17 protein-coding genes and 1 pseudogene are annotated in these 13,941 nt (G+C 59.1%); 14 read left to right on the top strand and 4 right to left on the bottom strand.

The features are described from left to right. The first annotated feature begins 113 nt into the window (after positions 1-113). The 8 genes from BTUS_RS11415 (at position 114) to BTUS_RS11380 (ending at position 7,138) form a co-directional block, all read left to right on the top strand. Entirely contained in the window at positions 114-872 is a 759-nt protein-coding gene (locus tag BTUS_RS11415; RefSeq protein WP_013076229.1) for a chromate transporter, read from the top strand. Continuing rightward, positions 869-1,411: a chromate transporter gene (locus BTUS_RS11410; protein WP_013076228.1), complete on the top strand. Its 543-nt coding sequence runs from the start codon at positions 869-871 to the stop codon at positions 1,409-1,411. The genes BTUS_RS11415 and BTUS_RS11410 overlap by 4 nt, the downstream gene beginning before the upstream one ends. A gap of 31 nt (positions 1,412-1,442) precedes the next feature. Then, complete coding sequence (locus tag BTUS_RS11405) at positions 1,443-2,108, top strand: YjbE family putative metal transport protein (protein WP_013076227.1); 666 nt, start codon at positions 1,443-1,445, stop codon at positions 2,106-2,108. An 85-nt stretch (positions 2,109-2,193) separates the two neighbouring features. After that, positions 2,194-3,240, top strand: coding sequence for an N-acetyl-gamma-glutamyl-phosphate reductase (gene argC, locus BTUS_RS11400; protein ID WP_013076226.1), 1,047 nt, complete (start codon positions 2,194-2,196; stop codon positions 3,238-3,240). Positions 3,241-3,337: 97 nt separating this feature from the next. Then, positions 3,338-4,582 carry a bifunctional glutamate N-acetyltransferase/amino-acid acetyltransferase ArgJ gene (gene argJ, locus BTUS_RS11395; protein WP_013076225.1) on the top strand — a complete coding sequence of 415 codons (1,245 nt, stop codon included), beginning with the start codon at positions 3,338-3,340 and terminating at the stop codon, positions 4,580-4,582. Between the two features lie 73 nt (positions 4,583-4,655). Then, positions 4,656-5,525 carry an acetylglutamate kinase gene (argB, locus tag BTUS_RS11390; protein WP_013076224.1) on the top strand — a complete coding sequence of 290 codons (870 nt, stop codon included), beginning with the start codon at positions 4,656-4,658 and terminating at the stop codon, positions 5,523-5,525. Continuing rightward, on the top strand, positions 5,522-5,905 hold the full coding sequence (locus BTUS_RS11385; protein ID WP_013076223.1) for a hypothetical protein: 384 nt from the start codon (positions 5,522-5,524) through the stop codon (positions 5,903-5,905). Before argB ends, BTUS_RS11385 begins: the two co-directional genes overlap by 4 nt. 27 nt (positions 5,906-5,932) lie before the next feature. After that, positions 5,933-7,138: an acetylornithine transaminase gene (locus tag BTUS_RS11380; protein ID WP_013076222.1), complete on the top strand. Its 1,206-nt coding sequence runs from the start codon at positions 5,933-5,935 to the stop codon at positions 7,136-7,138. An 82-nt stretch (positions 7,139-7,220) separates the two neighbouring features. On the opposite strand, the gene BTUS_RS11375 is transcribed toward BTUS_RS11380, so the two are convergent. Then, positions 7,221-7,406: a DUF1540 domain-containing protein gene (locus BTUS_RS11375; protein ID WP_013076221.1), complete on the bottom strand. Its 186-nt coding sequence runs from the start codon at positions 7,404-7,406 to the stop codon at positions 7,221-7,223. Positions 7,407-7,540: 134 nt separating this feature from the next. Between BTUS_RS11375 and BTUS_RS11370 the strand changes: the two genes are divergently transcribed. The 5 genes and pseudogenes from BTUS_RS11370 to BTUS_RS11350 all read left to right on the top strand — a co-directional run bounded on the left by BTUS_RS11370 (position 7,541) and on the right by BTUS_RS11350 (position 10,964). Next, positions 7,541-8,524, top strand: coding sequence for an RluA family pseudouridine synthase (locus BTUS_RS11370; protein WP_013076220.1), 984 nt, complete (start codon positions 7,541-7,543; stop codon positions 8,522-8,524). A 13-nt stretch (positions 8,525-8,537) separates the two neighbouring features. After that, the gene (locus BTUS_RS11365) at positions 8,538-8,804 is read left to right on the top strand and encodes a YqgQ family protein (protein WP_013076219.1); all 267 of its coding nucleotides are present in this window, start codon (positions 8,538-8,540) and stop codon (positions 8,802-8,804) included. Between the two features lie 52 nt (positions 8,805-8,856). Beyond that, a pseudogene (locus tag BTUS_RS19290) lies at positions 8,857-9,283 on the top strand (IS607 family transposase). A 61-nt stretch (positions 9,284-9,344) separates the two neighbouring features. Next, positions 9,345-10,673, top strand: a complete 1,329-nt coding sequence (locus BTUS_RS11355; RefSeq protein WP_013076218.1) for an RNA-guided endonuclease InsQ/TnpB family protein — start codon at positions 9,345-9,347, stop codon at positions 10,671-10,673. Next, positions 10,674-10,964, top strand: coding sequence for a hypothetical protein (locus BTUS_RS11350; RefSeq protein ID WP_013076217.1), 291 nt, complete (start codon positions 10,674-10,676; stop codon positions 10,962-10,964). Positions 10,965-11,163: 199 nt separating this feature from the next. Here the strand turns inward: BTUS_RS11350 and BTUS_RS11345 are convergent, their stop codons facing one another. After that, positions 11,164-11,433, bottom strand: coding sequence for a DUF1292 domain-containing protein (locus BTUS_RS11345; protein ID WP_013076216.1), 270 nt, complete (start codon positions 11,431-11,433; stop codon positions 11,164-11,166). A 242-nt stretch (positions 11,434-11,675) separates the two neighbouring features. Between BTUS_RS11345 and BTUS_RS11340 the strand changes: the two genes are divergently transcribed. Next, positions 11,676-12,266: a CcdC family protein gene (locus BTUS_RS11340; RefSeq protein ID WP_013076215.1), complete on the top strand. Its 591-nt coding sequence runs from the start codon at positions 11,676-11,678 to the stop codon at positions 12,264-12,266. 228 nt (positions 12,267-12,494) lie between these two features. Here the strand turns inward: BTUS_RS11340 and BTUS_RS11335 are convergent, their stop codons facing one another. Beyond that, positions 12,495-13,547, bottom strand: a complete 1,053-nt coding sequence (locus BTUS_RS11335; RefSeq protein WP_013076214.1) for a cation diffusion facilitator family transporter — start codon at positions 13,545-13,547, stop codon at positions 12,495-12,497. 12 nt (positions 13,548-13,559) lie between these two features. Continuing rightward, positions 13,560-13,835 (bottom strand): metal-sensing transcriptional repressor, encoded by a 276-nt coding sequence (locus BTUS_RS11330; protein ID WP_013076213.1) that lies wholly within the window; start codon positions 13,833-13,835, stop codon positions 13,560-13,562. Positions 13,836-13,941 lie beyond the last annotated feature (106 nt).

The raw sequence follows: 13,941 nt of genomic DNA, 5'->3' as shown, positions 1-13,941 counted from the left end.
GGACTGACCCCGATGTTGGGATCGGGCGATGTGGTAAGATAGCGGAGAATGGGCTGAGGACAAACACCGCCGGGCGCCTCCCAGTATTTGGCGACAGAAGCGGGGGGATGTTGATGGAAAACAGGGCGCCCGATGAGAAGGAAGTCGGCGGAATATCGTGGTGGAATCTGCTGGCCGCCATGCTTCGTACGGGCATTTTTACGTACGGCGGGGGACCGGCTGTCATTCCTTTGATGCGTCATGAGGCGGTCAAGCGCTATGGCTGGATGGAAGATGAAGAGTTCGGCGAAATTGTCGCCTTGGCGAACGCGCTCCCGGGCCCCATCGCCACGAAACTGGCCGCGTATCTCGGGTATCGCGTGAAAGGGATTCTCGGTGCTGTCCTCGCAGTGGTCGTTCATATCCTGCCGAGCAGTCTTGCGATGATCGTGTTATTGGGATCCCTGTATGCACTCAAAAGTTCCCGGGTGGTGGCCGGAATGATCGCTGCGGTTAAGCCGGTGATCGTGGTGATGTTGGGCGTGATGGCCTATGAGTTTGGCGCCTCTGCGGGCCGGGGACTGGGATGGTTATTCGCAGCGGTGACCGGGCTTGTGGTGCTCATTGTGCTGGGACCGGCAAACGTACACCCCGCCCTGGTGGTGTTGGCCGCTTTGCTCTACGGGAGTGTGCATTTGAGGGTTGTTGACGCCCTTCGGGCCAGGCGGCCGGGGATCGGGGCGGGGGCGGGGGAACAGGGGGCGAATGATCAGTCCACTGAAACGGGGGCCGGCGGACGGGTCGGGAAAAGCGCGGGTGGCGACCAAGGGCGCGATGATCCCCGGAGCCGCAACGGGGCGGGTACGTCCGGAGAAGGGGAGGGCTCGGGATGATGAATTGGCTGCACTTATTATGGGGTTTTTTGGTTGCGAACCTCTTGGGGTACGGCGGCGGTCCTTCCACGATCCCGTTGATGCAAGAGGAGATCGTCCACCGGTACCAGTGGCTGACAAACGGACAATTCGCCGATGTACTGGCGGTGGGCAACGCTCTCCCGGGTCCGATTGCCACGAAGATCGCCGCCTTTGTGGGGTACGAGGTTGCAGGGTGGCCCGGGCTCCTCGCGGCCTTGGTGGCGACGGTGGTCCCGACCGCTGTCGGGCTGATTGCCTTTATGCGCTTATTGGCTCGGTTTCGGGGATCGAAGGCGGTCCGGGGCATGACGATGTTGGTCCAGCCGGTCATCGCCGTGATGTTGGTGCTGCTGACCTGGGAAATGGGCCAGGAATCTGTACAAAGCCTCGGGGTTCTGCAATTTCTTGGCATTTCGGCGGTGGCGTTGTGGGCGCTTGCGGTCCGGAAAATTCATCCCGCCTTCGTGATTCTTGCCGCTTTCGCGTACGGGGGGTTGGTGCTTTCGCACTGGGTGTAGTTGGCGAATTTCGCGCGGAGGCGAGAATGCCGTGCAGACTGTCATTGATCTGTTCGTGCTGGTTTGGATCAATATTATGCTCAGCGGCGACAACGCTTTGGTGATTGCCATGGCCACCCGTCGACTTCCGCCGGGCCAGCGGCGCCGGGCGGCTGTCTTTGGCGCTGCCGCCGCAGTGGCTCTTCGCATTCTTCTGACAATCATCGCGGCGCGGTGGCTGACAAAACCTTACATCCAAGCGGCTGCGGGAGTCGCCCTTCTGTGGATCGCGGTCCGCTTGATTTTGCCTGGGTCGGCGACCCTGCCGCCGGCGGAGGAACAGCCGGAGTCCCCGCAGCTGCAATGGTGGGAAGCGGTAGGGACGATCGTTCTTGCAGATGTAACCATGAGCATCGACAATGTGTTGGCGGTGGCGGCCGCCGCTCAAGGGAACCTCCTGTTGCTCGTCGCAGGGCTTGCTTTGAGTATTCCGCTGATCGTATGGGGAAGCGACTTGATTCGGCTGCTTCTGAACCGGATGGAGTGGTTGGTGTACCCGGGTGCGGGTCTTTTAGGGTGGATGGCGGGTGGGCTTGTGGCGGAGGATCCCGGGCTGGGCATTGCGGATCAATGGCCGGGAGGTGCTTGGTGGACGGCCGGGTTAGCGGCCTGTGCCGTCGTCGGAGTTGGGCTGTGGAAACGCTGGCCGAAGGATTGAATGCTTATACATATCGTTGTATAATCATACAAGTCGATCTGTCGGGCTCGCAAAACCAAACCATTGGAGAATGGAGGTGGGATTTGTGATTCGAGTGGCGGTGGTGGGGGCAACGGGTTATGCAGGGGTGGAGTTGGTTCGGTTGCTGGTTCGTCATCCCGAAGCGGAACTTGCAATGGTAACATCTGACTCCCATGCCGGAATACAGTTGTCCAGGGTGTACCCTCATTTGACCGGTATCGCCGACTTTGAGCTTCAGGCCTTTGACCCCGATCGAGTGGCCGAGGAAGCGAATGTCGCGTTTTTGGCCTTGCCGGCGGGGCTATCTTCGACCATGGTGCCCTCGCTTCGCGAACGGGGAGTCCGGGTGATCGATCTCGGGGGAGATTTTCGCATTCCAGGTCCTTTGTTTCGGGAATGGTATAAAAAGGATCCCCCGTCGGACGCTGTGCGGGAAGAGGCCGTCTATGGATTGACGGAATGGAACCGGGAGCGGGTGGCAGGAGCGTCCTTTGTGTCGAATCCGGGGTGTTACCCGACGGCGGCGTTGCTTGGCCTTTTACCGGCCGTCCGCAACAGGGGAGTGGAGGCCGATGGATTGATCATCGATGCGAAGTCGGGTGTGACCGGAGCCGGGCGCGGAGTGAACCTGGGAAACCACTTTGCTGAGGTGGCGGAGAATTTCAAGGCCTACAAAGTTGCCGAACACCAGCACACACCCGAAATCGAGTATCATCTGGCAGTTTTTGGCCAAGGTTCGGCCCGGGTATCTTTTACGGCTCATCTCCTTCCCATGGGCCGGGGTATTTTGGTAACGGCTTATGGTACCTTGACGGGCGAATGGAGGGAGTGGACGACCGAGCGGGTGTGGGAGGTATACCAGGACGCCTACCGACAGGAGCCCTTCGTTCGGGTTCAGCCGGCGGGACAATGGCCCCAGACCAAGGAAGTACGGGGGACCAATCTGTGTGACATCGGTCTGACTGTGGAGCGCCGAACGGGTCGAATGATCGTGGTCAGCGTCATTGACAATCTGGTGAAAGGCGCGGCGGGGCAGGCGGTACAGAATTTGAACGTCATGATGGGGTGGCCTGAAACGATGGGGTTGGACCTGGTCCCCATGTACCCGTGAGCGATCCAAAGATTGTGGAAAGCCGGGGTCGGCCCGCTTCGCCTTCGGGGTGGTGCGGCGCAGTGCAAAAGGGAACTGCGGAAAGAAGGGGTAAACGGTGGCTGACCGGTGGGATGAAATGCAACAGGAGGAACGCCAAGAATGGCTGGGGGTCACGGCCCCAAAAGGGTTCTGGGCGGGGGCGGCAGCGGCGGGCATTCGGGACGGAAAAGCCGAACGCCTCGATGTGGCCATTCTGTACAGCGAGCAGCCTGCGGTGGCGGCGGGCATGTTCACGACCAACCGGGTCCGATCGGCGGCCGTAGAGGCGACCGAGGCCAGGATCCGGGAGCAGCGGCGTTTGCAGGCGGTGGTGGTCAATAGCGGAAACGCCAATGCCTGTACCGGGGAGCAAGGAGCTGCGGATGTGCTCGCTATTCAAATGCAGGCGGCTGACCTGTTCGGACTGGAACCGGACGATATCGGGGTGGCTTCTACCGGAGTGATTGGAGTTCCGCTTCCCATGGACCGTTTGAGCGCGGGCATCGAGGAGGCCGCAAAAAAAATTCGAGACGACGGCGGCCGCGCGTTTGCTGAAGCGATCCTGACCACAGATACGTACACCAAGGAAGTGGTTCGGGAGCTGACGGTCGATGGGCAAACAGTCAGGATCGGCGGAGCGGCCAAAGGATCCGGAATGATCCATCCCAATATGGCCACCATGCTCGCCTTTCTCACCACCGACGCCGAGGTGGAACCGGAAGCTTTGCAAGAGGCGTTGAGGCATGCGGTGGACGCGAGTTTTCATTGCATCAGCGTGGACGGGGATACCAGCACCAATGATACCGTCTTGCTTTTGGCAAACGGCATGGCGGGAAATCGACCACTTCGCCCGGATCACCCGGACTGGGACCGGTTCGTCGAGGCGGTCACCGAGGCAGCGATCCGTCTGGCGAAGGCCATTGCCAGGGACGGAGAAGGGGCAACCCGTTTGATTGAGACCCGGGTGGAAGGGGCGGCGACCGACGAGGAAGCCCGGCGCGTCGCCAAGGCGGTGATCGGATCGAGCCTCGTCAAGACGGCGGTGTACGGCGCCGACCCGAATTGGGGACGGATTCTCTGCGCCGCGGGATATGCCGGATCTTCCTTCGACCCACAGAATGTGGACATCTATATTGGGGACATTGCCGTTTGTCGCCGGGGCGGAGCGGTGCCCTTCGATGAGGAAGCCGCCCGGGGTGTCCTGCGCGGAGACCCGGTGCCGTTGCGGGTCGTGGTCGGGGAGGGCTCCGGAAAGGCCGTGGCGTGGGGGTGCGATTTGACCGAGCGTTATATCGAGATTAACGCCCACTACCGAACCTAACGGAGTTGTCGACCGTCCCTTCAGGGAAGGGTTCGGGTTCTCGGTGCCAAGGGGAGAGAAGGAGCTTAAGGAGATGAGCGAGGAAGAAAAAGCGGCGGTCTTGATTGAAGCACTGCCGTATATCCAGCGCTTTGCGGGAAAGATTTTTGTCATCAAATATGGCGGCAGTGCGATGGGGGAGCGTTTTACCGATGTCATCCTGGACATCATCTGGTTAAAGCAGGTGGGGATTCGCCCCGTGGTGGTTCACGGAGGCGGGAAAGAGATCACCGCCATGCTGGAGCGCCTGGGCCATCGGGCGCAGTTCGTGGAGGGCCTTCGAGTCACCGATGAGGCGGTGATGGAAGTCGTGGAGATGGTGCTCTCCGGCGCGGTCAATCCGCGCCTCGTGGCGGCATTCAATCAGCACGACGGAGGGGCCGTCGGTTTGTCGGGCGCCGATGGAATGCTCTTGGAGGTGGCCAAAAAACACCACCCCGCCGGCGATATCGGCTATGTGGGTGAAGTGGTGCACGTGAACACCGCCCTGATCGAGGGATTGCTCGATCGCCACCTGATCCCTGTCATTGCGCCGGTGGGCGTCGATCGGGAAGGACGTCGGTACAATGTGAACGCCGACGAGGCCGCCGGGGCTGTGGCCGGGGCGCTCGGGGCGGAAAAATTGTTCCTCATCACGGATGTACCAGGAATTCTGCGCCGAGGACCGAAAGGGTCGGAAGTGGTGTCGAAGATCACCGCGGAGGAGATTCGTCAATTGGTGGAAGGCGGCGAGATCTACGGCGGCATGATCCCAAAGGTGAAGGCCTGCCTGACCGCCCTGGAGGCGGGAGCCAAACACGTTCACATCATCAACGGGGAGGATCCGCACGCCTTGCTGTTGGAGGTGTTCACCGACCGGGGAATCGGCACGATGGTCCTTCCCGCTGAGGAGGGATCTGAGTGATTCGAAGGATCTATTTGTATTTGGTTCTCTTTACCACTCTAATGATGTCCATCGGCGGTTGTGTGGGGATCTTTATGTCCCTCAGTGATATTATCGTGCCCCGGGGATTTTATCAGGATTATGCCTCGTATCGAGAGACGCGGATTGCCCAGGCGACGAAAGTGGCCCCTGGGGAACCTGCCCAGCCGGTCCCGGATGAAGCGACGATCCGGGCCGATTATGAACGTTTGGTTGCAGATCAGATGCAAGAGGCTCGGCGAAGAGGGCTGAACGGACTGATAAAAAGTCTGGGGTGGATCGTGATTCCGCTGCCCGTCTTTCTCTGGTATTCGCGAAAACTCAAGGAGGATAAGGGGTCCAGCGCCGCGGCGTCGGCGTGAGAGAAAAGTGAAAAGGGAGTGGCACTGGTGATATTGAGCAACGAAGAGGTCGTGGCGCATTCCGGCGCGCTCATGCATACGTACGGCCGGTGGCCTGTGGCCATGGTGCGGGGGGAAGGGGTTTGGCTTTGGGATGCCGATGGAAACCAATACCTCGATTTTGCCGCCGGGATTGCGGTGACGATTCTCGGACACAGCCATCCGGCGGTGGCGGAGGCGATCGCCGACCAGGCCCGGACCTTGCTCCACTGCTCGAATCTGTTTTACATCCCCCAGCAGGTGGAATTGGCCAACTGGCTGGTGAATCACTCGGCCTTGGATCAGGTCTTTTTCTGCAACAGCGGGACCGAGGCCAGCGAAGCGGCGATCAAATTGGCCCGGCGTTGGGCGTACCACAACGGCGTGCCCGAACGGTCGACGGTGATCACGTTGGAGCACTCCTTCCACGGGAGGACTCTGGGAGCTCTTACAGCCACCGCCCAGCCGAAATACCAGGAAGGGTTTGGCCCGCTGCTCGGCGGCGTGCGCCACGTCCCCGTGGGAGATGTAAAAGCTTTGGAAGAAGCCTTAGATGGCACGGTCTGTGCGGTTATGATGGAAATGGTGCAAGGAGAAGGCGGGGTGATGCCCGTACCCACAGACTATGTGCAAGAAGTGCGGGCCTTATGCGATCGCCGAAATGTCCTTCTTGTCATCGACGAAGTACAGACCGGCATGGGGCGAACGGGAACATTTTTTGCGTATGAGCAGTTTGGAGTCGAGCCGGACATTTGCACCCTGGCCAAAGGACTGGCCAACGGCGTTCCGGTGGGCGCCGTGTTGGCAAAGCGCCCGGTGGCTGAGGCTTTTGTCCCCGGTTCTCACGGCTCCACCTTTGGCGGCAACCCCCTGGCCATGCGGGCCGCCCTGGCGACGGTGGAGGTCGTGGAGAAAGAGCGGCTGTGGGAAAAGGCTGCTCGACGCGGGGCGTACCTGCGAGGCCGCCTAGCCAATGCTCTGGGGAATCACCCGCACTTTCGGGAGATTCGCGGGATGGGCCTGATGATCGGCGTGGTGCTCGATGAGGGCGCCTCCCAAGTGGCCGAAGCATGTCTGAAGCGGGGCCTCTTGGTGACGGTGGCCGGGGGGAACACCGTTCGGTTGCTTCCTCCTCTCATTGTCGAGGAACCGGAAATCGACATGGCGGTGGAGCGATTGTCGGCGGCGATGCATGATGTGTTCGGGCGGGAGTGAGAACCTGGAGCCTGACGGCCCCTGTGCAAAGCAAACTTTAGAAAGAAGGCCGCCAGGTACGCGGCGGCCGGGGATTGGCGGTTCAGTCGCTGACGTTGTCGCCGTACTGGTTGGTGTGATGATCGAAGTCGAAGGTCGAGCACATCGTTCCTTTCACGGTCCCGGCAATGGGGTTGCCGTTGGTGGCGATGAGAATTTCCTCGGCGGTGCAGCCGCCGCGGTGATTATTGTACATGCACTCCTCAACCATACATTTGACACCGGGCATCGACCGTCCCTCCTTTCGGGCTTAGGATTGGCCTCCAGGCTGTCCCCTATGCCCTCAAAATCGTGCAAAACGGGGGGATTGCGCGGGGGATGGCGCCCCGGACAGGTCGGACGTCTACACCGAGGGAATCGTCGATGAGCGATGAATGTACGCTGATGTGGCAGGTCGAGGCGAGAGACCACGGAAGACAGGTGAGAGAAGTTTTACAGGGGCGCCTGCAGGTCTCTCGCCGACTGGTCCGCTTGGCCATTACCCAAAATGGAATTCGGAGAAATGGCCGCCCGGCCTACCTTTCCGAACGCGTGTCCGCCGGGGATATCTTGGAGATACGCTGGGGGGAGACGCCTTCCGATGATGTGTTGCCCGAGCCGATTCCTTTTGAGACCCTGTATGAAGATGAGGACGTGCTGGTGGTGAATAAGCCCCCGGGGATGTTAGTTCATCCGACCAAAGGGGTCGCTGCCGGCACCCTGGCCAACGGTGTGGTGTATGCCTGGCGGCTGACCGGCAGCTATCGCCCCTTTCGACCGTTAAATCGCTTGGATCGGGACACGAGCGGCCTCGTTCTCATCGCGAAAAATCAATTCGCCCATCAGCGGCTGTCGCGAGATCTGCGCTTTGTCGAAGGCGGGCGGAGTCCGGTCTTCGGAGCGGATGAAGCCGAAAGGTTGGATGGGGTGCGAAGGGTGCATAGGGAGTATGCCGCCCTCGTTCAGGGGCGAGTGGTAGCGGACCGGGGCTGGATCGATCTGCCCATCGATCGAGATCCAAACCACGGGAACCGCCGCCAGGTGGCACCGGCCGGCCGGCGGGCCAGAACGCGCTTTGAAGTGGCGGAACGGGTGGGGAATGCCGCCTACCTGAAAGTGCGACTTCAGACGGGACGGACGCATCAGATCCGGGTCCATCTTGCGGAACTCGGTCACCCGGTCATCGGGGATACTCTCTACGGGGAGCCGTCCCCGTGGATCGAGCGGCAGGCACTTCACGCCGAGCGGCTGGTGTTCGACCATCCCCGAACCGGGAAGCGGATCCAGGTGACCGCCCCGTGGTTTCCCGATATGGCGGAACTGTGGCGGCGGTTGAAGGAGATCGGCCGGATCTCCCGAGGATCATGAGGGGTGAAACGGTGTGCCAGGAATAAACGGAACCGAGACGTCGGGGTCCCGGCCTGGTTGGACGTTGGCAGATGTCAAATCCCTTTTGCGCCGCTTCGGGATTATCGTATATATCGGCTCACCCTTAGACGATCTGCTGATGATGGAGCTCGAGTTGGAGGATCTTTGGGGGGGACATCTGATCGACCGGGAAACGTACCTGTTGGCTAAGGCGGCCATCGCCAAGCGGAGGCGGGAGATTGAATACAACTTTTGGCGTTCTATGAAAGAACCGAAGTGATTTGCCGAAAATCAACGTCACCTGATAGAATCTGATATAGGGTGATGTTCAGGTGAAGCTCTATTCGATTCGAGAGTTTGCGGAGAAACTCGGCGTCAGTGTCTCCACACTTCGAGCGTGGGACAGGGAAGGCAAGCTGGTGCCTTTGCGAACTCCTACCAACAAGCGCAGATACACCGAGGATATGTTCTATCAGGCGTTAGGAAGTGGCTCACAAGGACCGGCTGGTCCGGTTTGGGTTTGATTTCTTGGAGGACCTGTTTGCACAGTTCGGTTGCGAGATTCTGGTGGTCAACAAGGCCGAGGACATGTCACCGGCCCAGGAACTGGCCGAAGATCTAATAAACATTGTCCAGCATTTTGCGGTAAAACTCTACGGGTCAAGAACCTACAGGGCGCGGAAACTGACCAAAGCCGTTCGGGAGGAGTTGGCCGGTGCGACAGACGATCCGACAAAAGAGCCTGCCGCTGAATCGTGAGAAATGGAGGCAGATCGTCGAAGTGGCCGAGGCGTATTCCCGGCAGAAGGACGCCTTCTTGGTGGAGTGCGCGCAGGTGAAGTCCCTCAAGGATCTGGGGTATAAACGGAGAATTCGAGATGAACGGGTGGCCGCCGGGTTTGTGAGTCCCTTTGGGCTTCAGGCCCGGCAGTGGAAGTTGGCTTTGGAAGACGCCTTATGGACCCTGGAGCGACAGTGGGAAGCGGCGATTGCCGAGGTGCGGGGCCGTCTTCACCGCAACGGGGGGTTAACCCCGAAGGAACGGGATTACGCCTTCTGGTTGCTGGACAAGTTCGGGGACAGGCCCCGGGATTGGAGAAAGATTGAGGCGATTTTTCGGGATGAGGATCTGGCCGGGAAAAAGACCGAATTGGAGCCGGCCGGGCGGAAGAAGGTCCGCCACGGGCTGAAGCGGCTGTTTCGCCGGATCCTGGGAAAGAGGCCGCGGGTCAGGAAAGCCCGGAGTTTTGTTGTGGATCAGCAGATGTACCGAGTGTTCATGGTGGGCAACCGGCAGTATGTGGCGGTGATGGGATTGTCCCCGGGAAAAAGGATCGTGATCCCCCTTTCTGGGATTCACAAGCTGAGGGGCAATCTGCGGGTGGTTCTGCTGCCGGACGAACAGGCGGTGGAGATTCACATGAGCCGGGAACCAAAGACCTACCCGGCCGGGGAGGAAGAGGCGGGAATCGACCTGGGAGTCACCGAAGTTCTGACGGACGACTCGGGGAAGAAGTATCGGCCGGAGTACGGCCAGGCCCTGCAAGAGATGTCGGACCACGTGCTGGACAAAGGACGGAAACGCCAGAAGCTGTGGGCGTTGTATCGCAAAAACCGGGAGCGGGACCCGGGAAAGGCCCGGCGAATTCGGCGGCACAACCTGGGGCTGGTGAAACAGCACAAGCGACACAGGCGGTACCGGGCGTGGTGCGAGAACGAGATCAACCGGGCGTTTCGGGCGTTTTTTCGGGAACGCCGGCCAAGGGTGATCGCTTACGAAGATTTGTCCCACCTGCGGGGGAAGGCGAGGAACAAGGGGCTGTCCCGCAAGGTGAGCCAGTGGCAACGGCAGGCGATCCGGGAGCGACTGGAATACTTGTGCCATGTGTATTCCATAACCGATCCGGGACCGGTGAACGCCGCTTATACGAGCCAGACCTGTCCCTGTCCCGGATGCGGGTGGGTGGACGGCAAGAACCGCAACGGCGATTCGTTCCGGTGCCAAAAGTGCGGATATGAAGGAGATGCGGACCATGTGGCGGCGACCAATGTGAAGGGGCGTCTTCGCGACCAGGAGATCACAAAGTACACCCCACACAAAGAAGTCAAAAGAATTTTGCTGAAGCGCTACTGGGAGAACCACGCATGAATGAATCAGAGTTCCCGGGATGTTCCCGGGAAGACGGGACAGGGACAGGCCGGGCGGGAGAAAGACCGTGAGGGCGTGCGGGGGTTGGCGAAGGCCGCACGGAACACGGCTTTGACGATGAGGCGCAAGCGGAGCGCCGCCGGGTGGCTGATCCTGGGGGGTTCGGCCAAACGGCCTTCCGGGTTGGCGAAAGCGATCCCTGTCCTGCCGGTGGGAGACACGCAAGCGTCGAGGGACCACCCCGCCGTTTGGAAACTGTCGGTGTCGGGCGCTGGTCGGCGGACGGCCTGATGGTACTGTTTCGGGCGGGACTCCAGATGCTCGGCCCCAGGGCCTCGCCAATCGGGTCTTCGGGGAGCAGCCAGCCTCTCGGAGAGCGTAAACTGTTTTGCTGTCAAGTCTGTCAATGTTTGATAGAAGGTGATAGCAAAAATGAAACAGATTGAGCGACAGTCTTAAAGCAGTTTTCAGGATCCCAGGATCTTGCAGATCAATCCTCTTCAAAAAGGGATCGGTTGAAGGCGTCGACCACCGCCTGCCATTCTTCGTCGTCTTCTACCGGAGCAAAAGCAATGCCCCCGCCTCCGTCCGGATCCAGGCGATACACCACACCCTCGGTGTTGAGGATCTCATCCACGGGCAGTAAGATGGCGTAGGTACGCCCATGTACTTCCAGGATATCCGCCAAATCATAGGTTTCCTCGCGGCCCTCGTCATCTCTAAGGGTGATCCTGTGCTCTTTTTCGGGATAAGCAGCCATGTCTTGCGCTCCTTTCACAGTGGTTGTTCCGGGACATGTGAATATTTATTGACAATCGCTGTGTCCCTGCCCGCGCGTTGCCGTTCTGTGCGGGCGTTGCAAAGGACCGCTGCCGGGATGCCGGTCCGACGCGCCCGGGTCTGACCTGAAGCCCTGGACCGACGCGGCCGACCTGGCCGGGGAACACGTCCGGAGTTTTTGTGCTATACTGATGGCATGAGTCTTCCGTGGGAGGGTTGATAATGCCTCACGCCGCCTTCTTTAACCTTCAGACAACGGCGACGCTCGGCGCCGTAGTGATGGCGCTCATGGTGATCGCCATACGCCTCAAAGCGGCGCAGCGGCCCACCTCGGTGAAAAAGATCATCATGCCGCCCATCGGCATGACCACCGGTTTTGTCATGTTCGCAGCTCCGGTGATGCGAATCCCTGTGTGGTGGGGCCTGGTTGCGTTTCTCGCCGGCGCGTTATTTCTGTCCTATCCATTGATTCGGACATCAAAATTTCATGTCATTGACGGCAAGATTTATCTCAAGCGTTCCAAAGCCTTTGTGCTGATTTTGCTGGGCCTTCTGGCCGTGCGGTTGCTGTTGCACAGCTACCTAGAACAATATATCACATTACCTCAGACCGGTGCGGTATTTTTCCTCCTGGCTTACGGGATGATTGTTCCGTGGCGCGTGGCCATGTTTGTGGAATACAAGCGCACCCTAAACCGATGGTTGCAGATGTCCCGGCAATCGGAAGTGGAGGAGAACACCGCAAAAGAAGGCAATGCACCGCTTTTCCAAGGGGCAGAAGCAACGCCGCGCAATGTGGAAGATACGCCTTGAACGGATGACGGCAGTCACCGGGTGTCTATGTGAACGCATTGGGTGCGAGGCGGTCCACCGTCGCGCCCAATGCGGATAGACGCTTGTCTTGCCGCGGGGCTCCCCATCAACCTACGCGGGAACTGTGAAAAATGTGCCCGTCTCCAGTCATTGGTTTTAGTTGTGGTGACGTCCTCTGGTGATGAACCGTGGGGGAGGACGGATACGGGGCTGACAGCTCCGTTTGTATTAGGAGTGGATCCGGGTGTGACGACGCACCAGTCTATGCTGATGATCGTGGCCATGATCATGGTCCTGTCCATGATGGCCGCGGAAACTTTCCTGATAATGAAACGATTCCCCCTGTTCTTCCACAGGGTCCACATGGACTTGTACAGCAGAAAGATGGTCAATATCATGTTGAAGCCGATGAATGACATTTTTAGCGATTTGATGTGCATCTTTCACGGAAAGATCTGAGTTGACCGCGATACTCATCTCAGCCAAAACTTCATGACCGAACCAACGAGCCTTGACGTCATTGACTTTCAGGACACCGGGTACATCCGCAGCGGACGCGGCCATTGCGTCAATCGTTTCCGGTTCGATTCCGTCGATGATTCGGGTAAACACCGTTTTGGCGGAGTCTTTGACAATGAGAAGGATCATGAGGGTAATGCCGAGCCCCACAATTGGATCAACGATCGGATAACCCAACCATGCACCCACCACGCCAATGAGCACGGCTAAAGAAGTAAGGCCGTCCACCCTCGCGTGATGACCATCGGCAATCAGGGCTGCACTCCCGATCTTCTTGCCCATGTGGATGCGGTAGACAGCGACCATCTCATTTCCCAAAAAACCGATGACTGCTGCCAGCGCAACAACTCCCAAATGGTTGATCGAAGAACTGTGGATGAGCTTTAGAACCGATTCGTAGGCCGCAACGACGGCGCTCACCAGAATGACCAGTACAATGAACAAACCGGCGATGTCCTCAGTGCGGTTTAACCCATACGGAAATCGCTTTGTGGGCAGGCGGCGACTCAAGATGAATGCGAACCAAAGCGGGATGGAGGTGAATGCATCTCCAAAGTTATGAATGGTGTCTGCCAGCAACGCGACACTGCCGGACAGGGCCACAAAGGCGGCCTGCACGATGCCTGTCACAAGGAGACCTACAAACGAAATCATCAAAACTCTTGTCGCTTCTTTGTCTTGAAGGATACTGCTGTCGACACCACCATGGGAATGGCTGTGTCCTCGGTCATGGTGGTGAGAGTGACCGTGCCCGAACCCCATTCCGTCCCTCTCCTATCGAATATAATGATCCAAGGCATTGCGCAAGTCGCCCAACACCTTGTTCAAGTCGTCTTGGCGGTCAGCTGCCGCCACACACACCTCCAAGTGGTCCTTCAAAATCACCTTGGCCACTCCATCAAGAGCCTTCTGAACGGCGGCGATTTGGATTAACAAATCCGAGCAGTCCCTGTCATCGTGCGCCATCTCTTTAACAGCCCGAACATGACCCTCAATCCGTGCCAATCGGTCGATCACTTGCTTTCGATATTTGTGTAAATGATGTCCCATGGCAGACGCCTCCATGCCCCCGAATATAACCCCCCGGGGGGGATATGTCAACCACCGGATCACACCCCCGCGCCTGGAGGCAATAGAGGCAATATAGGCCATCGTC

Origin of the sequence: Kyrpidia tusciae DSM 2912, from assembly GCF_000092905.1 — a bacterium.
Classification (GTDB): Bacteria; Bacillota; Bacilli; order Kyrpidiales; family Kyrpidiaceae; genus Kyrpidia; species Kyrpidia tusciae.
The sequence above is the reverse complement of the archived record's forward strand: the minus strand, read 5'-3'. Positions and strand labels throughout refer to the sequence as shown.

Bases quoted from the DNA above. Each gene is read 5' to 3' on its own strand.
- BTUS_RS11415 (WP_013076229.1), top strand. From the start codon at position 114: ATGGAAAACAGGGCGCCCGATGAGAAGGAAGTCGGCGGAATATCGTGG.
- BTUS_RS11410 (WP_013076228.1), top strand. From the start codon at position 869: ATGATGAATTGGCTGCACTTATTATGGGGTTTTTTGGTTGCGAACCTC.
- argB (WP_013076224.1), top strand. From the start codon at position 4,656: ATGAGCGAGGAAGAAAAAGCGGCGGTCTTGATTGAAGCACTGCCGTAT.
- BTUS_RS11375 (WP_013076221.1), bottom strand. From the start codon at position 7,406: ATGCCCGGTGTCAAATGTATGGTTGAGGAGTGCATGTACAATAATCAC.
- BTUS_RS11370 (WP_013076220.1), top strand. From the start codon at position 7,541: ATGAGCGATGAATGTACGCTGATGTGGCAGGTCGAGGCGAGAGACCAC.
- BTUS_RS11350 (WP_013076217.1), top strand. From the start codon at position 10,674: ATGAATCAGAGTTCCCGGGATGTTCCCGGGAAGACGGGACAGGGACAG.
- BTUS_RS11345 (WP_013076216.1), bottom strand. From the start codon at position 11,433: ATGGCTGCTTATCCCGAAAAAGAGCACAGGATCACCCTTAGAGATGAC.
- BTUS_RS11340 (WP_013076215.1), top strand. From the start codon at position 11,676: ATGCCTCACGCCGCCTTCTTTAACCTTCAGACAACGGCGACGCTCGGC.
- BTUS_RS11335 (WP_013076214.1), bottom strand. From the start codon at position 13,547: ATGGGGTTCGGGCACGGTCACTCTCACCACCATGACCGAGGACACAGC.
- BTUS_RS11330 (WP_013076213.1), bottom strand. From the start codon at position 13,835: ATGGGACATCATTTACACAAATATCGAAAGCAAGTGATCGACCGATTG.